Origin of the sequence: Dysgonomonas sp. 37-18 (genome assembly GCF_001899125.1) — a bacterium.
Taxonomy (GTDB): Bacteria; Bacteroidota; Bacteroidia; order Bacteroidales; family Dysgonomonadaceae; genus Dysgonomonas.
In genome coordinates this window covers 120,217-146,861 of the sequence record NZ_MKVC01000030.1, presented here as the reverse complement: position 1 = coordinate 146,861, position 26,645 = coordinate 120,217, and the positions used below count along the sequence as shown (strand labels likewise).

The 26,645-nt window shown below is 37.2% G+C and carries 16 protein-coding genes; 11 read left to right on the top strand and 5 right to left on the bottom strand.

The features are described from left to right. Nucleotides 1-117: 117 nt before the first annotated feature. The 3 genes from metG to BGO84_RS11470 form a co-directional block, all read right to left on the bottom strand. Entirely contained in the window at nt 118-2,160 is a 2,043-nt protein-coding gene (gene metG, locus BGO84_RS11480) for a methionine--tRNA ligase (protein WP_291029332.1), read from the bottom strand. 201 nt (nt 2,161-2,361) lie between these two features. Further along, nucleotides 2,362-3,165 carry a LytTR family DNA-binding domain-containing protein gene (locus BGO84_RS11475; RefSeq protein ID WP_291029330.1) on the bottom strand — a complete coding sequence of 268 codons (804 nt, stop codon included), beginning with the start codon at nt 3,163-3,165 and terminating at the stop codon, nt 2,362-2,364. A 40-nt stretch (nt 3,166-3,205) separates the two neighbouring features. After that, nucleotides 3,206-4,027 (bottom strand): LiaF domain-containing protein, encoded by an 822-nt coding sequence (locus tag BGO84_RS11470; protein ID WP_291029328.1) that lies wholly within the window; start codon nt 4,025-4,027, stop codon nt 3,206-3,208. A 280-nt stretch (nt 4,028-4,307) separates the two neighbouring features. On the opposite strand from BGO84_RS11470, the gene eco reads away from it, so the two are divergent. From eco to BGO84_RS11415, 11 genes are all read left to right on the top strand, one after another. Then, nucleotides 4,308-4,802 carry a serine protease inhibitor ecotin gene (eco, locus tag BGO84_RS11465; protein WP_291029326.1) on the top strand — a complete coding sequence of 165 codons (495 nt, stop codon included), beginning with the start codon at nt 4,308-4,310 and terminating at the stop codon, nt 4,800-4,802. A gap of 173 nt (nt 4,803-4,975) precedes the next feature. After that, nucleotides 4,976-6,247 carry a serine--tRNA ligase gene (gene serS / locus BGO84_RS11460; protein ID WP_291029324.1) on the top strand — a complete coding sequence of 424 codons (1,272 nt, stop codon included), beginning with the start codon at nt 4,976-4,978 and terminating at the stop codon, nt 6,245-6,247. Nucleotides 6,248-6,346: 99 nt separating this feature from the next. Continuing rightward, on the top strand, nt 6,347-6,865 hold the full coding sequence (locus BGO84_RS11455; protein WP_135103720.1) for an SPOR domain-containing protein: 519 nt from the start codon (nt 6,347-6,349) through the stop codon (nt 6,863-6,865). Between the two features lie 167 nt (nt 6,866-7,032). After that, complete coding sequence (locus tag BGO84_RS11450) at nt 7,033-7,833, top strand: hypothetical protein (RefSeq protein WP_291029322.1); 801 nt, start codon at nt 7,033-7,035, stop codon at nt 7,831-7,833. A gap of 24 nt (nt 7,834-7,857) precedes the next feature. After that, nucleotides 7,858-8,616: an MBL fold metallo-hydrolase gene (locus tag BGO84_RS11445; protein ID WP_291029320.1), complete on the top strand. Its 759-nt coding sequence runs from the start codon at nt 7,858-7,860 to the stop codon at nt 8,614-8,616. 540 nt (nt 8,617-9,156) lie between these two features. Beyond that, nucleotides 9,157-13,170, top strand: a complete 4,014-nt coding sequence (locus BGO84_RS11440) for a two-component regulator propeller domain-containing protein (RefSeq protein WP_291029318.1) — start codon at nt 9,157-9,159, stop codon at nt 13,168-13,170. A gap of 448 nt (nt 13,171-13,618) precedes the next feature. Then, entirely contained in the window at nt 13,619-16,786 is a 3,168-nt protein-coding gene (locus BGO84_RS11435; protein WP_283686201.1) for a TonB-dependent receptor, read from the top strand. Between the two features lie 18 nt (nt 16,787-16,804). Further along, nucleotides 16,805-18,478 (top strand): RagB/SusD family nutrient uptake outer membrane protein, encoded by a 1,674-nt coding sequence (locus tag BGO84_RS11430; RefSeq protein WP_291029316.1) that lies wholly within the window; start codon nt 16,805-16,807, stop codon nt 18,476-18,478. Nucleotides 18,479-18,617: 139 nt separating this feature from the next. Then, complete coding sequence (locus BGO84_RS11425; protein WP_291029314.1) at nt 18,618-19,739, top strand: basic secretory protein-like protein; 1,122 nt, start codon at nt 18,618-18,620, stop codon at nt 19,737-19,739. 1 nt (nt 19,740) lies between these two features. Beyond that, nucleotides 19,741-22,068, top strand: coding sequence for a GH92 family glycosyl hydrolase (locus BGO84_RS11420; protein WP_291029312.1), 2,328 nt, complete (start codon nt 19,741-19,743; stop codon nt 22,066-22,068). Between the two features lie 114 nt (nt 22,069-22,182). Beyond that, nucleotides 22,183-24,531 (top strand): GH92 family glycosyl hydrolase, encoded by a 2,349-nt coding sequence (locus BGO84_RS11415; RefSeq protein ID WP_291029310.1) that lies wholly within the window; start codon nt 22,183-22,185, stop codon nt 24,529-24,531. Nucleotides 24,532-24,603: 72 nt separating this feature from the next. Here BGO84_RS11415 and BGO84_RS11410 read toward each other — a convergent pair whose 3' ends face one another. Together BGO84_RS11410 and BGO84_RS11405 are read right to left on the bottom strand one after the other, a co-directional pair. Continuing rightward, a complete protein-coding gene (locus BGO84_RS11410) occupies nt 24,604-25,149 on the bottom strand; it encodes a DUF5698 domain-containing protein (protein ID WP_291029308.1) in 546 nt (181 codons plus the stop codon). Nucleotides 25,150-25,277: 128 nt separating this feature from the next. Beyond that, nucleotides 25,278-26,399, bottom strand: a complete 1,122-nt coding sequence (locus BGO84_RS11405; RefSeq protein WP_291029306.1) for a peptidoglycan bridge formation glycyltransferase FemA/FemB family protein — start codon at nt 26,397-26,399, stop codon at nt 25,278-25,280. Nucleotides 26,400-26,645: the final 246 nt, after the last annotated feature.

Here is a 26,645-nt window from a genome sequence, read left to right as displayed (position 1 = left end):
CTTTTACTATATAGTAGAAGTTACTTGAATTTTATTACAAGAAAACTATTTTTTTATAAATAAAAAAGCCGATACACCTCTTAAGGTATATCGGCTTATAGAAAAATATATTCTTCTTTATCCTATCTGACAACCCGGTTCTACATCTTTAGAAGGTGTGATAAGCGATAAATTACCGCCCCCATCTTCTACAGAAAGAATCATCCCTTGCGACTCTATTCCTTTTAGTTTCCGTGGTTCGAGATTTGCAATAAAACACACCTGTTTACCTACTAAATCTTCAGGCTTGTACCAAGCTGCTATTCCCGAAATAATGGTACGTTTACCCATGCCATCATCAATTAAGAATTGCAACAATTTATCAGCTTTAGGTACTTTTATACACTCCAAAACTTTTCCAACACGAAGATCGAGCTTCGAAAAATCATCAAAAGCAACGTTTGGTTTCTGTGGAGCAACTTTTACTTCCACGGCCTGTTCATTTGCTTTTTTAGTATCCAAAAGTTTCTGGATTTGTTTTTCTATCGTTTCATCTTCTATTTTAGAGAAGAGCAATTCCGACTCATTCAACGGATGTCCTACAGGCAGCAGATCAATGCGTCCTAGTTGATCCCATGTCAGGTTATCAACATTGATAAACCGGCGTATCTTTTTCACGCTGAATGGCAAGAACGGCTCGAAAGCGATTGCGAGATTGGCAGTAATCTGTAGAGATATATTCAATATTGTTTCTACACGTGCCATATCTGTTTTAACGACTTTCCAAGGCTCTGTATCTGCCAGATATTTGTTACCGATACGTGCCAGGTTCATGGCTTCTTTAAGCGCATCGCGGAAACGGTATGTATCGAGATAAGATTCTACTACAGCCTTTACATCTGCAAACTCTTTAAGGGTTTCCTTATCATAGTCTGTCAGTTCATTCAACTGCGGTACTTTATTATCAAAATATTTTTGAGTAAGTACTAATGCGCGATTGATAAAGTTCCCCAAAATAGCAACAAGCTCATTGTTGTTGCGAGCCTGAAAATCTTTCCACATAAAGTCATTATCCTTCGTTTCGGGAGCATTAGCCGTGAGCACATAACGAAGTATATCTTGTTGTCCCGGAAAATCTTCGAGATATTCGTGCAACCACACAGCCCAGTTTCGTGAAGTAGATATTTTATCTCCCTCCAGATTCAGAAATTCATTTGCCGGAACATTTTCAGGTAAAATGAAAGAACCTTCAGCCTTCAACATGGCAGGAAAAACGATACAGTGGAAAACAATATTATCTTTCCCGATAAAGTGTACCAATTTCGTATCTTCCGATTTCCACCATTTCTCCCAGCTATCAGGCAGCAATTCTATTGTATTAGAAATATATCCGATAGGAGCATCGAACCACACATAAAGTACTTTTCCTTTTGCATCGGGCAGTGGAATAGGCACACCCCAATCGAGGTCGCGACTTACGGCACGAGGTTGTAACCCCATATCCAGCCATGACTTACACTGTCCGTAAACATTCGATTTCCACTCTTTATGATCTTCGAGTATCCACTGACGAAGCCACGACTCGTGCTTGTCAAGAGGCAGATACCAATGTTTTGTTTCACGCATCACAGGAGTAGAACCTGATATTGTAGAGCGAGGATTTTTCAGATCGGTAGGGCTAAGAGACGTTCCGCACGACTCACATTGGTCTCCGTAAGCATTCGGATTGCCACAGTGAGGGCATTCGCCCATAATATAACGGTCGGCGAGAAACATCTGAGCTTCCGCATCATAATATTGTTCACTTGTTTTTTCTTCAAACGCTCCCTTATTATGCAACGTAAGGAAAAAGTCAGAAGCTGTCTTTTTATGAATATCAGAGCTTGTACGGGAATAAATATCGAAAGCTATTCCGAAATCTTCAAAAGATTTCTTGATAATTCCATGATACTTATCAACAATATCCTGAGGTGTAACTCCCTCTTTCTTTGCTCGGATGGTGATAGGTACACCATGCTCATCAGAACCACCTATATGTATTACATCTTCACCTTTAAGCCTAAGGTAGCGCACGTAAATATCGGCAGGAATATAAACTCCGGCAAGATGTCCGATATGTACAGGACCATTGGCATAAGGAAGGGCCGATGTAACAAGGGTTCTGTTGTATTTCTTGGTCATATATAGTAAGTTATTTTATATTTAGTTCCCGTAAGATGCATTTTCGTGGTGCAAAGATAGGAACTTAGAGACAAAAAATACAGTCCTTTATGATTTTTGTTTGGGGTTTTGTTTTATGATCAAAAACTCCGCTTTACTCTTTTTACTCTGTGGTAAAAAAAGAAGCGGAGATTACTTTCATTAAAATTGAAACTCTTAACCTTACAAACCGAGCGTTTGCTTTAAGAGCCTATACCCATTCATACTAATCCTCACCTGTGAACCATCTTTGAGCTTTAGCAATTGGCTTTGTTTATTATACAATTCTATTTGCGCTATAAAATCTACATTTACGATACTGGAACGATGTACACGCACAAATTTAGTAGAAGGCAAGAGGCTTTCGAAAGACTTCATAGTTTGCTCTTTGAGGAATTTACCTTTATCCGAGTATATCATCACATAATCTCCCTCTGCCTGTATATAAATTATATTGGAGACAGGGATTACCTCTATTCTTTGCCCATTTTTTACAGCGACACGCTCCAATTCTTCATTTGGTTTTATTTCTTCTGTCACGTGATTCTCTATATTATCATCTTCTGCAATGAAAAACTCATCTGCATTTTCATCTGAACTCTGCACATTAGACTTATATATATTATTGTAAAAAAGTATTGCAGACACATATACCAGCAAGCTTAAAACAATCCGAGTTGTAGAGATCGGCAACAAGCCAATCCATTCCTCTTGAGGGAAAAGTGTATACAGAGCCAAAAGATCTGCTCCCAACCAGAAAAACACAAATAATATAGCTAATGCCGTATAATTAACGACCTGTTGCTTAAAAGGCAAAGTAGCAAAGCGAGTATATTTTACAATCTCATACAATAAAAATAAAAGTATAGACAAAACAATCCCCGAGACACAAGCGTCAGCCCACAATACAGGCAAGGGAACCATCGCCAAAGGCTTCATACAGCCATATATAATAGCAGTAGTCAGCAATGCTATAAAAATGTACATTATGATTATCAAGCGACTCTTCATCCTAACGGCTATCTGTTTAATTTCGGATTTCTATATTGCCAAATATACTATTTGCCTCCATTATAACCCGTGCGCCATTTTCATTCTCCAAAGATTCGTCTTTATACAAACGTCTATCTTGGAAAGCACCTAAAACAGTAGAACTATCCACCTTTAATGTCCATTCTGACGGGATATATACAACCAAGCTGCCAAATATCGCATTCAACTCTAAGTATGCTATATTTTCACCCAACTGAGCCTTACGCAAATCTAAGATCAACTCCCCGAAAATTACATTCGCTTCTCCTCCTTTAAAGTTTTGAGATAATATGATCTGCTCAGAGCCTCCGAAAATCATATTCTTTTCGAAAAAATCAGATTTATTATGTATTGCCTGAGCAGACTCGTGCCACTCATCAGTCTCTGCATTATATACTTTGTTCCATCGCTCACCTTTTTTATTATCAGAAGATCTCAACCAGTTTAATACTAAAACTGTACCCACTGTTATCGGTATTATTGGCCAGTATGTTCTGAAATCGATATCAAGATCAATGAAAATAGCAGGAAATGCAAAACTCAATTTGGGATAGATAAAAAATAATCCAAAACCAATTGCCAAAAGTCCCTGTCCTAGTTTTCGTTTTACAACAAGAGACCATACCCCAACTCCGATCAATAACATCTGCCACGATATAAATATTGGTCTTAATACATCGGGAAGAATTCCCATATTAAAGAATAAGAAAAAGCCTCCGACTAGAATTAGCAAAACGGCAAAACCGATACCGTCTTTATTTGATTTATCTCTTCTAGCTCTTTTAAAAAAATGTCTATCTTCTAAATTTCGTCTCATAATAAACTTATTTAATGTTATGATGTAAAATTAATCCGACCGGCATATATAAACAAGTAATAATCGATGAACGAATTCTATTTCCCGACAAACGAAAGATAAAAACTTGCAAACAAAAGAATCGGATATGAACCTTTACTACAGGCACTTGTTATATTCGAATATAAAAGTAAAGATTTAACACCAAACAAGTATCTTAAACCTTTATCTTTTTACTTAGTCATAATAATTGCAAAACAATATTAGAAACAAATTAAATATAAACAATTAAAACAATAACATGATGAAACGAACTACACTCGCAGCGTTAACACTGCTTATGATGAGTCTGTGCTTATCTTTTGCTTCGGTAGCAAATGCACAAAGCAAACAAGAAAGAGCCAAAATGCTAGAACCCTATCCGGCAGCAAAAGAAGGAATGGTGAGACATGTAATTTATCTAAGCAAAAAGTCGGATGAATCTAAATTCAAGATAGAAATAGTTCCCGGAAAAGTAATGAGCGTGGATTGCAATGTGCATACGCTGATGGGTAAATTGGAAGAAAAAGATTTACAGGGATGGGGATATACTTATTACGAATTCACATCGGATGGAAAAACAGCCTCTACAATGATGGCATGTAATAAGCCGAACGAAAACAGATTTGTATCAAGTCAATCTCTTATTGTGAGATACAATAGCAAACTACCTATAGTGGTATACGCTCCGAAAGGTTATGAGATTAAATATCGAGTTTGGAAAGCAGGCAAAGACCAAAACTCTGAAATAAAATAAGATTGTTGATAATCGTCAAAACAGAGAGACAAGTCTATTTCGACCTGTCTCTTTTTTATAAAGGTCGTTATCGTCTTTTGTTACTTCCTAAAACAAATAAAACTTGTATAGGTATATAAATAACATTTTCTTAAAATATTTATAACTTTGCAACATAAACAAAAATCAGACTTATGTTAACGCTGAAAACAATTAGTGAGAATCCTGAGCTAGTGATTAAAAAGCTGGCTAAAAAACATTTCGATGCAAAAGAAATAATCGAAAAGGTATTGGAAATAGACCAGACAAGAAAGAGAACACAAACCTCTTTAGATTCTTGTTTGTCAGAATCCAATAATCTATCGAAACACATAGGACAACTAATGAAAGAAGGCAATAAGGCCGAAGCTGAAATTGCAAAAAACAGGGTAGCTGAAATAAAAGGACAAAGTAAAGTTCTCGAAGATACACTTCGCCAAGCAGAACAAGATCTACAAGAATTGCTTGTTCTTATTCCTAACCTTCCATCGGACGAGGTTCCTGAAGGAAGAGTAGCCGAAGACAATGTTGTAGAAAAAACCGGAGGTATTATACCTGAACTGGGAGAAGATGCACTTCCACATTGGGACTTGGCTAAAAAATATGATCTTATCGATTTTGAACTTGGCGTAAAGATTACAGGGGCAGGATTTCCGGTATATAAAGGAAAAGGAGCACGCCTGCAACGTGCATTAATAAACTATTTCCTTGACAAAGCTCGTGAATCCGGATATCTGGAAGTACAGCCACCTTATGTCGTAAATGCTGCTTCGGGTTATGGTACAGGTCAGTTGCCGGATAAGGAAGGACAAATGTATCATGCGACGTTGGATGATTTGTATCTGATACCTACAGCCGAAGTTCCTGTAACAAATATATATCGTGACGTTATTCTCGAAGAAAAAGATCTGCCGATTATGAATACGGCATATTCTGCTTGTTTCCGTCGCGAGGCAGGTTCGTATGGAAAAGACGTTCGAGGATTGAATCGTTTACACCAGTTCGACAAAGTTGAAATTGTTCGTATCGACAAACCTGAGCACTCTTACGACTCTTTGAAGGAAATGGTTGCGCATGTTCAGTCACTCGTTGATGAACTTGAATTGCCTTGGCGCATACTTCGTCTATGTGGAGGAGATATGAGTTTCACTTCTGCCCTTACATTTGACTTTGAGGTATTCTCGGCAGCACAAAAACGTTGGCTCGAAGTAAGTTCGGTATCCAATTTCGAAAGCTATCAGGCAAATCGTCTGAAATGTCGCTATCGGGATGCAGACAAAAAGATACAGCTGGCTCATACTCTGAACGGCAGCGCATTAGCTTTACCCCGCATTGTTGCAGCATTGTTAGAAAACAATCAAACCGATGCAGGTATTCGCATACCGAAAGTATTGGTGCCATATACAGGTTTTGAATTTATTAATTAAAGTGAAAATCATACTATTTGCCACAAAAAATCGTTATACTAAATGGTAATGTATTAATTTTGCGTCAAATGCTAAATCTAACATATTAAAATAAAGGATATGAATAAAAAATTAATTGGAATTGGATTAGCTCTGGCTTTCCTTATTGCATTTGGATCTTGTAAACCTAAACAAAGTGCATATAAGTCGGTATATGAAGCTGCGAAAGAAAGAGAAATGGAAGAGAACTCAGTATCTTCAACTCCTGTTTCGAAACCAGCGACTACGACTCCTAGCTACAGTAGCGAAACCGTTAGAAAAGAAAAAGTTACCCCGGTATACGAAAGTGATGCTAATGGGTTGAAAGCTTACAGTGTAGTTGTTGCTGCAATGGCAATGAAACCCGGAGCTGAATCTTTGAAAGAAAGATTTGGAAACGACGGTTACAATATAATATTGGTTCGCAACGATCAGGGAATGTACCGTGTTATTATAGCAAGTTACGACTCAAAGGAACAAGCTGTAGCTAAAAAGAATGAAATCCTCGAAAAATACCATGCAATGGGAGATGTGTCTGCTCTAAAAAGCAAATACGGAATTCCATTCAATGATTGGTGGATATTACAGCGAGAATATTAAACGAATATAAAAGGAGAGCCTAACTGCTCTCCTTTTTTTATGTCCATAGCTAAAGCAAATGCCATCTAAACACCTTTACTTTTAACTTTTAGTGTATTAATTAAACGTCTTTTTTTATATCTTTGCATAGTAATATCGATATCGTTTTACTAAACAAACATCTAAGAATGAAGATAATCTACACAACTTTACTACTATCAATTATTATGTTTGTATCCTCTTGTGGATCACAGGAAAAATCTATTGCTAAATTTTATAGGGAGGCAAACAATCAGATGAAAGGAGAAAGCTTCTTAATCGAAGAAAGCAAAAATACTTCGGGTAAAGAAACGAAAAGCAGTAGCGAATCAATAAACTATACGGCCGAATCGGCTTATATGGCTCAGGTAAAAGCTACCTATGAACATTATAAAGTAAATCATGATGATTCGGAATATGCAAATGGAGATGTATATCTGGAAGCTGCAAAACGCAGACAGGCTCTTATCGATCAATGTCCTGATTGTCCGAAAAAGACCTCTGTTGTAGTACCAATAACATCACCCGCTAATTCTCAATCGCAAGGAGGACAAACAAGCGAGACATCGGTTGGAGAACCTGAAAGCTCAGTTTTTTTTGCGCACTTACTCGATACAGACAAGAAAATACTCAAAACGGAAGAATTATCTTACTTAAATAAAGAAGATAAAGCAAAGCTTAAAAAATATAGTGTAGTAATAGCTTCACTAACGAATAAATATAACGGATCAGAACATCTAAAAAAAACGTTAGGGGCGAAAGAGTCTTTAATCGTAGTAAAAAACACTTCCGGTATATATTATGTTATTATCGGAACGTATGACTCGGAACAGGAAGCTTTGAATAAAATAAAGACCGTGGAAGAACAGTATAATGCACGAAAGTCTTCTGCACAATTATTGAAAACATACAGAATACCATTAACAGATTTATGGATTCTACGAAAATAATGTAAACAAAGATATTTGATAAGGATGAAGATAAAGTTCTTAGGAACAGGAACATCCACAGGAGTCCCTGAAATTGGCTGCAAATGTGAGGTATGCACCTCTAATAACATAAAAGACAGACGCCTGCGAGCGTCTGTTTTATTGAATATAGGTGATAAGCGAATTCTTATCGATTGTGGTCCTGATTTCCGGGAGCAAATTATACATGAGGAATTTTCGCACATTCATGGAGTATTACTCACCCACGAACATTATGATCATGTGGGCGGATTAGATGATTTACGTCCTTTCTGTAGATTCGACGATGTAGATATATACTCAAACACCATTACCTTAGATGCACTAAAAAGAAGAATTCCCTACTCTTTCAGGGAGCATCGCTACCCCGGAGTTCCCACGTTCAGGCTTCACGAAGTGAGTCATGAAGGGCCTTTTTGTATAGGGGATATTGATATACAACCTATAAACATCATGCACCACATGCTGCCTATTTTAGGTTACCGAATCAACAACTTCGCTTATCTCACTGATGTAAAGCATATAGGTGAAGAAGAATATTATAAATTAAAAAACTTGGATACTTTAGTTATTAGTTCTCTACGTATCGACAAGCATATATCTCATTTAAATCTAATAGAAGCTTTGGAAGAGATAAAGAAAATATCTCCTAAAAAAGCTTATCTGACACACATGTCTCACCAAATGGGATTACATGATAAGGTACAAGCCATATTGCCTCCAAATGTATACTTGTCGTACGACGGGCTTGAAATCAATATATAATACAAGGTTATATAACGAAGATTAATAGTATCATAGACCTCGTTAGATTTATTTTTATTCTTGAACAGAATATTACTTAACGAGGACATTAAAAACACACAAGGGTATATCGATATATATATTAAAAACTTTTTATTTGATAGCCTTCTATTTTAAAGATTTTATTATATTTAGAAAATCTTTAGGCCTAACGTGTAAAATAAATACTGAAGAAAAACATTGGAATTATTTATATCAGGAATGCATGCACAATCAAATGAATACCGAGTTAATATTACTACAATACAATTAAGGGGTTTTATGTCAACCGTTTTTATATTCAGAATATTATAAAAGTTTAAATCTCGAACGATTTAACTATATTTTTACAATATTATCTCTTATTTTTGTAAAATTAAATGCTCTAAATTCTTTGTTCTTCAAATACTCTGTTAGGCTATATAACTATAAGATAATTTAGTTCCTCTAACTCATGAAGAAACATATTCATGGATACTTTGTTATTCGTGTAATGCACTAAAACCACCATACAATTCGAGAATGAAACAATCAACCACCTTAGTTCTTATTTGCTGGTTATCTGTATTTTCAATTCTGAGTTCATATGCTGCATATGGGGCTCACAGAGTCGGAAACCTTGACCTGTCAAATAACGCTGTATTATGTATGTACCAAGATCAAAATGGATATATGTGGTTTGGTACATATGATGGCCTTAATCTATACAATGGAAAAAACCTTTATGTGTATCGGTTCGAACTAGACAACGAATATTCACTTTGCAGCAATATCATACATAAAATTTCGCAAGCAGATGCTGACCATTTGTGGATATCAACTTTTCTTGGACTTAACAGATTCTCGTTAAAAGACAGGCGAGTAACAGAGTCTCACCCCGAATGTCCCGAAGCGAAGCTTTTAGCGGCAGATAGTCAAGGCAATACATGGGTTATATGCAAACGAGGATATATTTCCTATTATTCATCATCTTCCGACTTGAAAAGATTCCAAGATATCCATCTCCCTGAGGCTGACACTGAAAGTATAAAAGATATTTTCTTTACTAAGAATGATAAACTTTATCTGATTACAAACAATGGGAAACTTCTGAATATTGAATATTCTAAGAAGCAAGATTCGGATATAAAACTAAAGACTCATGAAATAACAATGCATGATAAAAATATAGATTATGCATCTTATGAGAACAATAAGATTTACTTCGTTGATAAAGATCAAAAGCTGTACCTATATGACATAATTGCTTCAAAAAAAATAGTATTATCAGACATATCGCAACTCACAGCCAAAAATGGCGGTATAGCAAGAATAACATCGTTCAAATATGACGTATATATCGCGTTTAAAAACAATGGCGTAGTAAAATTGAATATAGAAGACCACTATAGGCCGGAAGTTATAACTAGCGGGATAGGTGTTTTTTGCTTATTAAAAGATAATAAACAAGATATACTATGGCTTGGAACAGATGGCAAAGGTGTAGAAATGTTCTATCAGAATCACGATATGTTTGGGAATATACTGCTCGAACATTTGCCATTCGACAGCCAAAAACCTGTTCGTTCGATATATACCGACGAACACAACAATCTTTGGGTAGGCACAAAAGGTGACGGTATTTTTCTGATTAAGAATTACAATAAGTTGAATAATTTAAAAATTCCATCATCGGAAATAATCCATTACACAACAACCGAAGGACTAGTCAGCAACCTTGTATTCTGTTTTTTACGAAGCAAAAAGAAAGACATAATCTGGTTAGGGACAGAAGGCCCGGGACTTTCTTATTACTCATATAAAGACAATAAAATAAAGACAGCGATAAATAAGACTCCGAACACAATAGGTAAAGTTCATTCAATATGTGAAGTAAATGATTCCACATTATGGATGGCCACGGCCGGAAATGGTTTATTGGAAGTTGTTGTTGACAATCAGGCTCCAACAGTTGAAGTTAAATCGATAAATGCCTTCTTTCCGAAGAAAAACGATAAGACATGTAACGAGTTCCACTCTATGACTTATGACGGAAAATCAACATTATTTATAGGGAATAGAGGTGGTTATGGAGTAACTCGGTTTAACATCACGAACAAACAATACGAATTTATTCCGATCAATAAAGCCGAAAGTACTGCTATTGGTGATGTATTAAGTGTTTATCAGAGTAAAGACTCTGTGTTTTATTTCGGAGCAAGTTCAGGCCTAACTCAAATGCAGTTTTTCAAAAACGGAAATCATACAATCAAGCAATTTGACAGAAAAAGTGGCATTATAAATGATATGATACACGGAATACTGGAAGATAAAGAAGGCTGCATATGGCTAAGTACAAATAAAGGACTGGCTAAGTATAATCCACATAACGACTTTTTCCACAACTATACATTTCCTGATCTAAGAGTCTTTGAATTTTCTGATGATGCCTACTGGCATTGCCCATATACAGGGCGACTTTTCTTTGGTGGCATAAACGGACTTACATGGCTAGAGCCGGGATATAGTTTTGAGAATAGCTATAGACCTGATCTTTATTTCTTTGGATTAAAAATATCAGGAGAAGATCGTCCTTTGTCAAATTACATTAACAACAGCACTAAGTATCTCGAAATCCCTGCTAATGTTGCAGCCTTTACGCTCTCATTTATAGCGGTAGACTATATCGATGGAGAAAACTACGAATATTCTTATATGCTGGAAGATTACAATAATGAATGGACAGATTTACAAAAGTCAAATGAGATAACATTCACCAATCTGCCTTCGGGAGAGTATGTTTTGAAAGTTAGATATAAGAACGATGTGTTCAATTCCGATGAAAGATTCTACACCCTCCATATAAAAAAATTACCCCCTTGGTATTTCACCACATGGGCAATAGTTGGATATGCATGCTTATTCTTACTTGTTTGCGCATATATCATTTATATGATTCGCAAAAAAATAATAAACAAGCAAATACAACTAGCGAATAAAATAGAAGAAGAACAAAAAGAGAAGTTGATAGAAGCTAAACTAGACTTCTTCACAAATGTTACTCATGAGTTTTGTACTCCGCTAACTCTTATAAATGGAGTGACCGATCGTATAGAGAAAACCCCAAATATGGATAATAACTTTCATAAGTATATCGAGATCTTACGTAACAATGTCGACAATCTGAACGAGCTTATCCAAGAAATACTCGATTTCAGAAAATTAGAAGAATCCAAATACAACCTCCATATAATAAAAAATGCTCCTGTTGCCGAACAAATAAGGAAACAGTCTGAGTCATTCTTTTCTATTGCCGAGCAAAATAAAATACGATTCAACCTGAAAGTGTCAGATAAGCTGCTTTGGAATACAGATATAATATGTTTCAATAGAATATACACCAACCTTGTATCCAATGCATTTAAATATACAAAAGAAGGTGGAGAAGTCAAAGTTACCTTAATGACAGACAACGATACCTTAACCCTAAAAGTATACAACACTGGGAAGGGAATTGAGGCTTCTAAAATTCCGATTATATTTGATCGCTATAGCATCCTTGAAGAAATAGGGAGTGACAACCAATACTCTCGTACATCGTCACGGAATGGAATAGGGCTGTCTATTTGCCAAAGCCTTGTTGAACTATTACAAGGAAGCATAAAAGTAGAAAGTGAAGTAAATAGATATGCGGAATTTATTGTGGAGCTACCTCAACTGGAACTAAAAGAAGTACCTGTTGCTACTCTTCAAGGACCTGTAAATGTTCTACCGGATGACAATTCAGGCAAGGGTTCTAAACCGATAATACTCGTTGTAGATGACAATGAGGATATAATATGGCTCATCAATGATATTTTATCAGACGAATATATTATCAAAGGAGCTAACAATGCAAACGAAGCACTTAAACAAATAGAAAGCCAAATGCCAGAACTGATCATCACTGATATCATGATGCCTGAAGTGAGTGGGCTGGAACTGATAAACCAAATAAAATCGGACAAAATAACCAGACACATTCCTTTGGTTATCATTTCAGCAAAGATTAGTGACGCAGATCAATCTGAAGGACTAGATGTTGGGGCAGATGCATATCTTACAAAACCATTCTCTCCACTCTTTTTACGCTCTGTGATAAATCGTCTCCTAAATACGAAGAAAAAACTAAAAGACTATTACTATTCACCCGAAAGTGCACTTGAGTATTCGGATGGACAAGTAATACATCAGGAAGATAAAGAGTTTATGGAGTCCGTTATTTCGATAATAGACAGTAATATCGAAGAGGAGAACCTTAGACCGGAGTTAATAGCAGAAAAGCTTGGTACAAATACACGAAATCTGTACAGAAGATTCAAGAAAATTACATCACTTACACCGAGTGATTTTATAAAAGATTACAGATTTACTTGTGCGGCGAAATTATTAATCACAACAAACCTAACTATTCAAGAAATTATATATAAGGTGGGGATAAATAACAAATCCTACTTCTATAGAGAGTTCTCAAAAAAATACAATATGACCCCTAAGGAATACAGGCAGCAAAAATAACAAGACAGGCTGAATAGTATCCTAAAAAACCAAAAAGGTATCCTTATTTACACCATGTAAATAAGGATACCTTTTTCAGCTTTTAAGATAAAGAAATAAACATACATAAATATTAACATTGCATGTTCCTTATTGAAATAAACATAAAAATAGCTCAGAGGGATTCTTAGAGACATTATACGAAATAAGAATTGCCCATCGAAAACAGAAAGACATAAAACATCGATTATCAACCTAGAAATTTTAAAGACTTACAGATAGGTAAAAGGTTTATAAAACAACTTTCAGGTATATCAAGACAAAGGAAAATACATTACACTCCCTATAATATTAACCTCTAAAACCTAGAATTTATGTAACATTCATTAAAACCAACTCATTTTAAATTCAAAACAGAGACAAATGTCTCAAATAACTAATTACAAGTTAACTTAATAAAAATCATATTATGAGAAAAAAATCTGCAAGTAATACTTCTAAAAGTTACTACAAGGATTATGTCAGAAAGGCACTTTTTCTATTTCTTTCTCTCATGATCTTTCAGTACTCATCTGCTTCAGCTCCTGCAGCCGTAAAGGATGCAAATGAAAGCAAAAGCATTGAACAGAGTAACATCACTGTGAAAGGCACAATAAAAGATGAAACCGGCGAGCCATTAAGCGGCGTAAGCATTGTTGTAAAAGGTACTACAACAGGAACAATATCTGATCTGGACGGTGCATATACTATCACTGTACCAAACTCTAATTCTACTCTTGTATTTTCTTTTATAGGATTCCATACACAAGAAATCGTTGTAGGAGGAAAAACAAATATTAATGTCATCTTAGTAGAAGATGCTAAAGCCTTGGAAGAAGTAGTAGTAGTAGGTTACGGTACAATGCGTAAATCGGATGTAACCGGATCTATTGCAAGCGCCAAAGGATCGGACATAGTTAAAGCGCAAACATTCAACGCCCTTGATGGACTAAAAGGGAAAGCATCAGGTGTGAATATCTTCAGTAACTCCGGACAACCAGGTGCTGTTTCTCGTATAATTATCCGTGGGGTAAGTACCATCAAAGCTAATACAAATCCATTGTTTGTAGTAGACGGTGTAGTTATGGAAGCTGATGCATTCAATAGGCTTAATCCAAATGACATAGAAAATATTGAAGTATTGAAGGATGCGTCTTCGGCTGCCATATATGGAGCACGTGGAGCTAATGGGGTAATACTCGTAACTACAAGACGTGGAGATATGGGAACTGAAGGAACAACACTAAGATATGATGGATCTGTAAGCTTCGCTAATGTATCACGTTACATGGAAACATTGAGTGCATCTCAATGGCAAGAAGCCTTTATGATTGGCTTGAAAAACGCTAATACATATAAAGGTACGGCTTATTCATTGAATATGGCAGACCATTTTACCGACTCCCGTTATTTTGACTCAAATGGTAAAGCATTATATAATACCGATTGGCAAAAAGAAGCTACACGTACAGCTGTTTCTCACAATCATCAGTTGAGTATCCAACAATCAACTAAAAAATCATCTGTAGGTGCTTTCTTAAACTTTACCGATCAACAAGGTCTTTTACTTAACTCATACATGAAGCGTGTAAACGCAAAAATGACATTTGATGCTAATCCTACAAAATGGTTAACTACTGGCATCAATTTGATGGTAAACCATTCATGGGGTAATAATGCAGACCACGGAGACGGAGGGCAAAACGCACTTCGTACGATGATAGAAATGCCGGCATGGTATCCTATTAAGAATCCTGATGGATCATGGGCTGATAACAATTCAGCATCTTTCAAACCTGTAGTGAAATACCTAGACAATCCGGCAACAGTAACGAACGAATATCAAGAACGACTATTTTCTGCTGAAGATGGAGCAAACCCTGTTCACTTCCTTAAATCCGTAATTCGCAAACAATATCGTACGCACATATTTGGAAATGCTGCCTTCACGTTCCATCTTATGCCAGGTTTGGATTTATTAACTCAACTTGGAGTAAGTAACAATCAAAACACAAATCGTGAATACGGACCTCGCGACGTACATGACTTTGGTAAAGGAGATCAGGGTAATGCTTATCAAAGTAATTCCCATAATCTGTATTGGCAAGAAGAGACATACCTAACATACAAAAAGGTATTCGGAGATCACCGTATCAATGCAATGGCTGGTTTATCTTGGACAGAAAATGAGTACGAATATTTTACAGCGAATGCTAAAACTTTTGCTGATGATTTCTATGACTATCACAATATGGGCGCGGGAACTAAGCCTTCATCAGTAACTTCAGGTCATGAGCGCTGGGCTATGAACTCTTATTTCTTACGTGCAGGCTATACTATGAAAGACAAATATATGGCAACCGTGACAGCTCGTTATGATGGATCATCAAAGTTTGGTAAGAATAATAAATATGCATTTTTCCCTTCTTTAGGGTTAGGTTGGTTGGCTTCTAACGAAGATTTCTTAAAAGATAATAGCATAATTAGTATGCTGAAGTTGCATTCAAGTTATGGTATATTAGGAAATAGCGAAATAGGCGTGTATAACTCATTGGCTACTATTGGACAAGGAACTACAGTAATTGGTGGAGAAAAAGTTACTACTGCTTATTTAAGCAGACTTGCAAACAAAGATCTAAAATGGGAAAAAACAGCTCAATTTGATGCTGGTATCAACCTAGGTTTATTCAAAGATCGTTTGGTATTTGATGTATCTTATTATCACAAATATACAAGTGATTTATTATATGATCGGCCATTACCATATTCTACAGGATTCTCTACTATGACTGCAAATATTGGAGAAGTATCAAATCAAGGTCTTGACCTAATGGTAACAGCTTATCCGATTAGAAGTAACGATATTTCATGGAGTAGTACATTGAATGTGAACTATAATAAGAATAAAGTAGAAAAAATCGGATTGAATAATGAAACAATATGGAATAACTGGGGAACACTAAAAGTAGGTGAGTCTTTATCTTCTTTTGGCGGTTATGAATGGCTAGGCATAAGCGATTCGGGAGACAATATCGGACGTAGTATTATTGCTACTGAAAGAACTATCTTAGGCAAAGGATTGCCTGATTGGACCGGTAGCTTTACCAATACATTCAACTATAAGAACTTTGATTTAACTGTCGATTTCCAATTTACATTAGGTGTAGATGTTTTACAAGATTTCTTACACTCTACTCAATCTCGTTTTTTAACATCAGGTCTTTCTACTATCTTAACTGATGCTTGGTCTCCAGAAAACAAGAATACAAAAGTACAGATGATTTTCAACCGTCAGTATGGTGATAGCTACACTGATCAGAACTTCAACTCTTCGTGGTTAGCTGATGGTTCATATTTACGTTTGAGTCTAATACAGTTAGGTTATACATTAGATAAGTCTGTAGCAGCTAAACTTGGTCTTAAAGGATTACGAGTGTATGGTACTGCAAATAATGTATTCTTATTGTGCTCTGATGAATTTAAAGGATATGATCCTGAATCCTCTTCTAAAGGTACGTCACAATGGGGACAAAACGTAATGTTCTTTGCCTATCCAAAAGCTCGTACATTTACATTGGGAGCAAGTATAACATTCTAATATTAAAAAATTAGCTTCATGAAAAAGATAAAAAATTTAATGCAAAAGCCTCTTGTGGGTATAATTGCACTAGCACTAACAGTTTCATCATGCTCTGGATTTCTTGATGAAGAGCCTCTAAATCAAAAGACAGATGGAACATTTTGGACTTCTGCTGCTGATGCTCAGGCCGCAGTAAACATGATCTATTACGGGGGAGTACCATATCTTTATGGTGGTCGCGAAAATGGTTGGCAACCAACCCGCCTTATGTATAGTGGTCTCCTTTCCGGTTTATTTACAGATCAAAAAGGTGACGGAAATATATCAGGACGAGTTAGAGATTTGAATATTACATTTCAAAGTGTTGGAGAAGTAAATGAACTTTATCGTGAGCCTTATGTATGTATCGGACGTTGTAATGTATTAATTGCACGTATACCAGGAATGGTAGCAAAAGGCATAATCACAGAAACTCAGAAAGATGAATTTCTAGCTCAAGCTTATTTCTTCCGCGCATGGTCTTATTATTTCTTGTTGAAAGAATTCGGGTGTAAAGATGGGGAAGCCAAAGACGGAGGTAATGGAGGAGTTCCTCTAATCTTAGAGCCTATAGAAACAGCAGATCCAACAGTAATTAATAAGCCTCGAGCTTCGATTACCGAAGTATATACTCAGATAGAGAAAGATCTTCAGGAGGCAATCAAGGCTTTACCTAATACTACGTTTTATGCAAACAAATGCCGTATAACAAAGCCTGCAGCACAGGCATTATTAGCTACAGTATATTTGCAATGGGCCGGATATCCATTACAGAATACAGCTAAATATGCAGAAGCAGCAGCAATGGCAGAAGCAGTTATCTCTGGTGGTGCAGGGCATGACCTTGAAGCCAGTGATGATAATGGAGCTGCTCAAAAAAGTGCATTCAATAAGATTAAAAACAGCAAATCATCCAAAGAGATCATATATGCTATCGAATATGAACAACTCCTGGATCGTGGAAACGGATACATCAATGCCTGTATGACGAATGCTGCAACCTCATGGAAAAAAGCCGACGGTAAAACGAATGTATTCAAAACAAGTGTACTAGCAAATATGTATCATGCTGAAGATGCTGTTATCAAAAGTTATGTAGATGGTGATGTTCGTATCATGGAAAAGAATTTCTTCTTTCAGACATATACTTCAGCAGAAGGCTTAACTTACGACTGCGATCAATATGACAACTGGTTTTGGTTCGAAGATTACGCAATGGTAAATACTGTAGGTTCTAGTCTAAACTTTCCGGTATTCCGTTTGTCTGAAATGCATTTGATCGCAGCTGAGGCATATCTAAAACAAACATCACCTGATCAAGCTAAAGCTAAAGCTCATCTGGAAATTGTAAAAAAACGTGCATTCACTGTTAATGGTGTTTTGAGCAGTAAGTATTCATTACCAGCAACAATTACTATTGATGATGTATTAACTGAGCGCTTACATGAATTCCCATTAGAACTAAAAGTTTGGGATGACATTCGCCGTAACCATTTGTACCCTCAGCTTCAAAGTGATATGTCTTTAAAATGGGTAGATATTGCATCAGCCACTATTTATAATAAATCTGATGGTAAATCTTTCTCTAATAATATGCATATGTTGATATGGCCATTTTCAGATTCGGCTCTGGATCGTAATCCTAGCCTATCTCAAAATCCAGGATATTAATAAAACATAAGAGAATTTTACGTCTCTAACATTCTAATAACCTGCAATTCCCATTGCAATAAAGGAATTGCAGGTTGTTTAACTATAAATTACGAAAACAAGTATCTCTTTTATTTCTCAAAACAATTGACAGAATATAATGAAAAAGCTAATATTATCTGTTCTACTTGTTCCTTTTTTAGCATGTCAAAGCCAATCATTATCAACAAATCCGAAAGAACTGTTGGATAATGACCTTACAACATCTTATACAGGAAAAAGGCAACTGAATCAAATTGTATTTGATACAGAATATACCACGCCTGTGTTAAGCTATAAAATATACTCTACAGGGGAGCTCCCTGCTTATGATCCTACCAACTGGACTATAAAAGGATCGAATGATAGAAAAAAATGGACAATAGTAGATGAGAGAAAAGATCAGATTTTCTGCTCACGTTTTCAGGAGATATTATGTGTAGTACAAAAGCCTGCAACATACAAATATTATATGCTGGAGGCCAAAACTTCCAACAATGACACACTGAAGATTGCTGAAGTTGTATTATCAAATAAAAACCTAAAAGCTGGTTGGGAAAACTTCAAATATCCCAAAGTAGTATTTGAGTCTCTCGATCCCGATACTGAAGGTAATAAGATATATCATCAGCTAGTGCAGAATCCTGACGAGTATGTAAAATACCATACCCAAAAGGTTGCCGAAATATTGTATTATACAGCTAATGATCCAATGGTAGATGTACAGGAAATAGACTATACACTGAAAGATTACAACGGAGTTTCGGCTAAAGGAGGCAGTTCTCCCAACATAAATATAGTGTATAGTACACAGCATATAGAAAAGTCGGCTAAAGAATCATTACATAAATTAGATTTCGAAACACGTGGCGTTCTTTATCACGAATTGACGCATGGTTACCAGTTTGAACCAAAAGGCATTGGAAACTACGGCAATAATAAAACTTTCTGGGCATGTATCGAAGGCATCGCCGATGCAGTAAGAGCCGAAGCAGGACTGTTTGATATGAGTACACGCAAACCCGGAGGCAACTGGATGGATGGTTACCGCACCACAGGATTTTTTATACAGTGGCTCACCACTAAAGACCCGGATGCAATCCGTAAATTTCACCTTACAGTAAGAGATATGGATGTATGGAGCTTTGATGGTGCTATCAAAAAAGTTTTTGGACCCGAAGCGAGCATCGAAGGCATGTGGAATGAATATCAGGAATATTTAATTAATAACGCTAAAAAATAATATGCAATTCAACAAAATTGTCCTCACTTTTTCTTTATACATTCTGTGTGGTATGGTATCCGGACAAGAGAAGACATCGTATGTCAACCCCATGATTGGCACTGTAAAGATGGGACATACGTTCCCGGGAGCCTGCGTTCCTCATGGCATTGTACAGTTAAGCCCGGACACGGATACTATACCTCATAGTATAAACGGTGTATATCAGAAAGACACATATAAATATTGTGCCGGATATCAGCACGACGACAAAACCATTGTAGGGTTTAGTCATACACACCTTAGTGGGACAGGACATTCCGACTTAGGAGATATTTTAATCGTACCCGTAACAGGACCACTCAAATTTAATCCCGGCACTGCCGACAAACCAGATTCAGGCTATCGCTCACGCTATTCGCATGATACAGAAAAGGCACGTCCCGGATATTATGAAGTTGTCCTCGACGACTATAAAGTAAAAGCACAGCTAACAGCAACAGAACGTGTTGGCGTACATAAATACACATACCCCGAGGGAGAGGTCCAGAAAATATTATTGGATCTTACACACGGAATATATAACTATGACGGAAAAGTACTTTGGGCAAGCCTGAGAGTTGAGAACGACACCCTCATAACAGGCTATCGCATCACGAATGGTTGGGCTAGAGAAAACTATACCTACTTTGCGATCTCTTTATCTAAGCCAATAAAAAAATATGGGTATGTAGATAAAGAAAAACCTAAATACTCAGGATTCTGGAGAAAGTTTGACTTACAGAATAATTTTCCTGAAATAGCCGGACGAAAGATTGTTACTCATCTCGAATTCGACAATAATGCTTCGGCTCCTCTTGTTATAAAGGTAGCTTTGTCGGCAGTGAGTACGCAAGGAGCAATAAAAAATCTTGAGGCTGAAACGAAAGGAAAATCTTTCGACCAGATAGCCGCAGAAGCAACAGCAAAATGGAACAAAGAATTGAACGTAGTAGATATAACAGGAGACATTGATAAGAAAACAATGTTCTACACATCATTGTATCACACGATGATCAATCCTTCAGTATATATGGACGTGGATGGGCAATATAGAGGTATAGACCATAACATACATCAGGTTAAAGGCTTTACTAATTATACTATCTTTTCTGTATGGGATACCTTTAGGGCCCTCCACCCATTATTCAATCTTATCAATAGAGAGCGAAGCACCGACATTGTAAAATCGATGATCGCTCACTACGAACAAAGCGTTCACAAAGCATTACCTGTTTGGTCTCATATGGGCAACGAAAACTGGTGCATGATCGGCTATCACTCTGTATCTGTTTTAGCAGATGCTTTGGATAAGGGTTTGAACATAGACAAAGACAAAGCGCTGGAAGCGATGATAAGCAGTTCTAACCTCGATTATTATGATGGTACAGTATATTACAAAAAGCTAGGCTATGTCCCTGTTGACAAAAATGGAAGTGGCTCGTCCATCACACTTGAATATTCGTACGATGATTGGACAATATACAATACAGCTAAAAAGATAGGTAACCAATCTGTAGTAGATGCTTATCAGAAAAGGGCTTTGAATTACAGAAACGTATTCGATCATCAAATAGGTTTTGTACGTGCTCGTTTAAGCAACGGTGAGTGGAAAACATCATACAACCTGCTGAGCACGCATGGAGAAGGTTTTATAGAAGGCAATTCATGGAACTATTCATTCTTTGTTCCGCATGATGTAAAAGGGCTTATCAAAGAAATGGGTGGCGACAAACAGTTTATACAACGCCTCGACTCACTTTTCACCATGCACTTACCTGATGAGTTTTTCGCAGAAACAGAAGATGTTACCCGCGAAGGCGTTATGGGTAATTATGTACATGGAAATGAACCAAGTCACCACATAGCATATTTATATGCTTGGACTTCACAGCCTTGGAAAACACAGTACTGGGTACGGGAAATTATGAATCGTATGTATCGCAATAGCATCGATGGTCTTTGTGGCAATGATGACTGCGGACAGATGTCAGCTTGGTATATATTCTCAGCGATGGGATTCTATCCTGTTTGTCCGGGTACAAACCAATATATTCTGGGAACTCCTTATTTTCCTTACATGAAGGTAAACTTAGGAGAAGGACGATACCTGGAAATAAAAGCAGATAAAGTAAGTGATAAAATGCGCTATGTAAAATCGGTAAAGCTAAACGGCAAACCGTATACAAAAGCTTATATCAATTATGATGATATCAAAAATGGAGCAGAGCTTACATTCGAAATGTCATCAACTCCAAACAAAAAAAGGCTCTTCAATGAAGACGAAAAGCCATATTCTCTTTCTAAATAACTTGTTACGCTAAGATAAGAGTCATCTATTTATTCCGTTTGCTAGGTCTGGAGTTTGGGACAATACATATCCAAACTCCATAGCAAACAAACTCTCAACTTTATTACGAAGATTATGAATAAACTGTTTCGGGCCGCTGCCATTCTTATTATACATCTCACAGTCTTATCATGTAGTCAGAAGACACCAACAGAAGACATGGCTGTAAATATGACTTTAAATACCTATGTCAATCCTTTTGTTGGAACATCCGGATTTGGTAACGTATACCCGGGAGCCCAGATTCCCTTTGGAGGGATACAAATAAGTCCCGATACCGATTGTGACTATTACGATGCTGCAGCGGGCTATAAATATAACCATATGACAATAATGGGATTCAGCCTTACACATCTTAGTGGTACAGGAATCCCTGATCTGGGAGACTTCTTATTTATCCCCGGTACAGGCACAAAGAAATATACTGCGGGCACACACGAGAACCCCGACGAAGGGTACCGATCACGATATAGCCATGATAAGGAATGGGCATCACCCAATTATTATGCTGTAGACCTGTTGGACTATGATGTGAAAGCAGAAATGACTTCCGGTATCCGATCCGGAATATTCAAATTCACATTTCCCAAAACAGATAGTGCTTTTGTGATGATAGATATGGATCATGTACAATGGTTTAAAACAGCATGGTCACAATTTAGAATAGAAAATGATTCAACCATCTGCGGATTTAAGCTGGTTAATGGATGGGGACCCGAACGCTATGTTTATTTTGTAGCACAGTTTTCCAAACCATTCAAACGCTCAGGAATCATGCAAGACGGCAAGCCCGTAATCTATGATACAAAACGCTTCCGTAGCGATAAAGTAGCCTATGGTACTAAAATTATGGGATGGCTTGATTTTGATGCTACGCAAGGAGCTGAGATAGAAGTAAAAGTTGCGATCTCTTCCACCGGCACATCAGGAGCCTTTGCAAATCTGAAAGAACTCGACAATCTCAACTTTGACAGCCTCAGAAAGAAGGGTGAAATACTCTGGGCTAAAGAACTAAATAAGTACAAAGTAAAAGGAACTAAAGAGCAGCTGGAAACATTCTATACCTCTGTATATCATGCCTCGCTACATCCTTTTATATATGAAGATATAGATGGTAAATACAGGGCACACGATTCGAATATCCGTAATACCGATAGTAAGTTTACCAACTATACCGTGTTCTCATTATGGGATACATACCGGGCCCAACACCCTCTTTTGAACCTGACGAACCCTGACAGAAATGCAAACATGATCAACTCCATGCTGGCTCATTACGACCAGAGTGTAGAGCACATGTTGCCTATCTGGTCTTTCTACGGAAATGAGACGTGGTGTATGATAGGCTATCATGGAGTTTCGGTTATTGCCGATGCTATAGTAAAAGACATCAAGGGCTTTGATTACGAACGTGCGTATGAAGCAATGAAAACGACAGCGATGAACCCACATTATGATTGTTTACCGGAATACACTGCTATGGGTTGGGTACCTTTCGATAAAGAGCGCGAGTCTGTTTCGAAGACATTGGAATACGCCTATGACGATTATTGCGTAGCTATGGCTGCCAAGAAATTAGGAAAGGAAGAAGACTATAAATATTTCCTTAATCGTTCTCTATCTTATCAAAACCTGATAGACCCGGAAAGCAAGTTTATGAGAGGACGCGACTCTCATGGTAACTGGCGAACACCATTCGATGCGATAGCCTATACAGGCCCGGGATCTGTTCATGGATGGGGAGATATTACCGAAGGGTTTACCTATCAATATACATGGTATGTACCTCAGGATGTACAAGGATATATAAACGAGATGGGTAGTGATGTATTTGAACAGCGTCTCGACTCTATGTTCACAATGGAACTGCCTGACGATATTCCGGGTGCACATGATATTCAAGGGCGAATTGGTGCATACTGGCATGGCAATGAACCTTGTCACCAGATAATATATCTCTATAACTATATCAAACAACCTTGGAAGGCACAGGAAAAGATACGCTATGTACTTGATACGTTCTATGGCAATAAGCCTGATGCCCTAAGCGGGAATGATGATTGCGGACAAATGTCGGCATGGTATATCTTCAACTGCATGGGATTCTATCCTACATGTCCGTCAAGCAATATCTATGCGATAGGTTCTCCGGGACTGGAGGCTGTAGAACTTACATTGGCTAATGGAAAGAAGATATCTATGACCACCGAGAATTACAGTAAGCAAAACGTCTATATACAGGCTATGTTCCTCAATGGAAAAGAATATAACAAGACATATATTACTTACGACGATATAAAGAACGGAGCCGACATCAAGTTTGTATTGGGTAGCAACCCGAACAAATCATGGGGAACTTCGGATGAATCTGTAGCACCGTCGTTATCTAAGCCGAAGGAGACACTTCGCTATATAAAGAATTAGACTTGTAATGGAGTCTTAGTTTTCACTACATTACTAAGCCTGTCGATTATCTTATCGGCAGGTTTTTTTATATTACTTCCTGGCAAAGTTTTTCAATGTAAATATCCCCTCTTTCTTATACCTGATATCTTCGACCAAATAGAAAACCTTCGAATCAAAATCAGAGATTATACCTATAACTTCATTCAATGATTTGCGTCCTATGACGATCTCCACAATATGAACCTGAGATACAGCTCCTTCTCCTTTCACAAAGGTGGCTCCGATATCCTTACTATTCAGCATTTTTATGAGTTCCAAAGCTTCTTTCTTGGTGTATACACGCAGCAACTGATACCCAAAGGCAATCCTGTTCTCAACCAAGATACCGACATAGTTACCAGCGGCATAACCGGCAGCATAAGCAACATAAGCAACCAGACTATTGGCTTGGGAGAATATCTGAGAAATAATAACAACCCAGATAAAGACTTCAAAAAAGCCCACAATCGGTGCTTTATATTTTTCACCTTTCGATACAAAGATGATACGCAATGTACCTAGCGTTACATCACATATACGGCCAAAGAAAATCATCACAGGCAACAACCAAGGATAAGTCTCAAAAATGGTAAACATAATAATCCTTTTTATTTTTTGAATAAATATAAAGATACAAAATATTACTCCTCGCATCAGAAACAATACGAGAAGAAACTAATCTATATTAGATATCTTTACCCTTAAATAAGAATAATTAGAGAGCGTCAAGACAAGTAGTAGCCTTGTGCATTCATCTCACTGATCAAAAGATAGCGGTAGTTTTCTTCATCCAGCAGATAGTCCCAACAACCCAGATGATGAAAAAGCTCTCCACCAAATCCGGTCTTGAACTGATAGAGTCCATACATGGGATGCGAATGATCAGGTCCCGGTGAAACGCCAAACATATCGTACTCGGTACAACCATATTCCTTCGCTATTTTTATAGCTTCCCACTGGAGTGCGTAAGTCGGCATATAGTTTCTCTTGCGAGAAGATGAAGCTCCATATAGATATGTCCCTCTATGCCCCGACATGACAAGAAATATAGCAGCCAAAGGTTCACCTTCGTGTTCTGCCAATAGGAGTTCAACCCGAGCCGGAGATGCAGTATCATCTGCTTTTGCAGTCAACACCGATGTGAAATACTCTATATTATTTATATATAGTCCGTTTCGTAAAGCTGTCTCTTTATACAGATCGTACCAGATAGATATCTTATCCAACCCTACCCGATTGACACGAATACCTTTTTTTTCGGCCAGACGTATATTGTAACGTGTCTTGGGTTTCATTTGCATCAGAATCTCATCTTCCGACAGACTCAGATCAAGATATATAGTAGTAGATGGTAAGATATCGGAATTGCTCTTCCTCAGATTCCACTCTACTGTACCATAGTTTAACTGAAACTCCTGATATTTTTTTTCGGGAGGCCCAATCCATACTCCTTGGTCATCATAGTTGCTCTCGTCGCACCAGTGCGATTGCCAGTTGAGATCGTAGCGGATAGCGATACAACTCTTAGGCAGATGAGAACGTATTATTTCAGACAACTCCTCTAAAAAACGTCCCTGAAATTCTTCAGACGGCTCTATCTCGGGGCCATAAGGTACATAGGCCATGCTATATTCCGAGTTTAAAGGCTTTTGTAGTACCAGTACATCAGCATTAGTATATGAGTGTCCCCCTACATTTGTGTATATATCTCTATTCTTTACCTTAAAGTCGAAAGCTTTGGTTCCCAATCCCTGATGACTCTTCACCTCAGACCAAAAGGCTGTTTGTTGTACAATCGGTGTATCGTTTATGTCTCTTATTTCTTTTTCAAATACTTCAATTACCATGATTTTCACAAAATAGCTGCAAAGATAGGCATAATAAAAATGTAAACCCAACCAAGATACAAAAGGTGACAATTCCATAAAAACACATTACACTATACTACAACTACTTAACCCCTAAAAGGTGACAAAAGTGACACTTTTAGCAGCTCTTTTGACCTGTCACTCTCCCCTATCTTCTTTCAGACCTAAAAGCCTTTATATAAGATAATTTGGAAAAACTTAAATACAAAAGAGACTGCCTGAGAG

Bases quoted from the DNA above. Each gene is read 5' to 3' on its own strand.
- metG (WP_291029332.1), bottom strand. From the start codon at position 2,160: ATGACCAAGAAATACAACAGAACCCTTGTTACATCGGCCCTTCCTTAT.
- BGO84_RS11475 (WP_291029330.1), bottom strand. From the start codon at position 3,165: ATGTACATTTTTATAGCATTGCTGACTACTGCTATTATATATGGCTGT.
- BGO84_RS11470 (WP_291029328.1), bottom strand. From the start codon at position 4,027: ATGAGACGAAATTTAGAAGATAGACATTTTTTTAAAAGAGCTAGAAGA.
- eco (WP_291029326.1), top strand. From the start codon at position 4,308: ATGATGAAACGAACTACACTCGCAGCGTTAACACTGCTTATGATGAGT.
- serS (WP_291029324.1), top strand. From the start codon at position 4,976: ATGTTAACGCTGAAAACAATTAGTGAGAATCCTGAGCTAGTGATTAAA.
- BGO84_RS11455 (WP_135103720.1), top strand. From the start codon at position 6,347: ATGAATAAAAAATTAATTGGAATTGGATTAGCTCTGGCTTTCCTTATT.
- BGO84_RS11450 (WP_291029322.1), top strand. From the start codon at position 7,033: ATGAAGATAATCTACACAACTTTACTACTATCAATTATTATGTTTGTA.
- BGO84_RS11445 (WP_291029320.1), top strand. From the start codon at position 7,858: ATGAAGATAAAGTTCTTAGGAACAGGAACATCCACAGGAGTCCCTGAA.
- BGO84_RS11440 (WP_291029318.1), top strand. From the start codon at position 9,157: ATGAAACAATCAACCACCTTAGTTCTTATTTGCTGGTTATCTGTATTT.
- BGO84_RS11435 (WP_283686201.1), top strand. From the start codon at position 13,619: ATGAGAAAAAAATCTGCAAGTAATACTTCTAAAAGTTACTACAAGGAT.
- BGO84_RS11430 (WP_291029316.1), top strand. From the start codon at position 16,805: ATGAAAAAGATAAAAAATTTAATGCAAAAGCCTCTTGTGGGTATAATT.
- BGO84_RS11425 (WP_291029314.1), top strand. From the start codon at position 18,618: ATGAAAAAGCTAATATTATCTGTTCTACTTGTTCCTTTTTTAGCATGT.
- BGO84_RS11420 (WP_291029312.1), top strand. From the start codon at position 19,741: ATGCAATTCAACAAAATTGTCCTCACTTTTTCTTTATACATTCTGTGT.
- BGO84_RS11415 (WP_291029310.1), top strand. From the start codon at position 22,183: ATGAATAAACTGTTTCGGGCCGCTGCCATTCTTATTATACATCTCACA.
- BGO84_RS11410 (WP_291029308.1), bottom strand. From the start codon at position 25,149: ATGTTTACCATTTTTGAGACTTATCCTTGGTTGTTGCCTGTGATGATT.
- BGO84_RS11405 (WP_291029306.1), bottom strand. From the start codon at position 26,399: ATGGTAATTGAAGTATTTGAAAAAGAAATAAGAGACATAAACGATACA.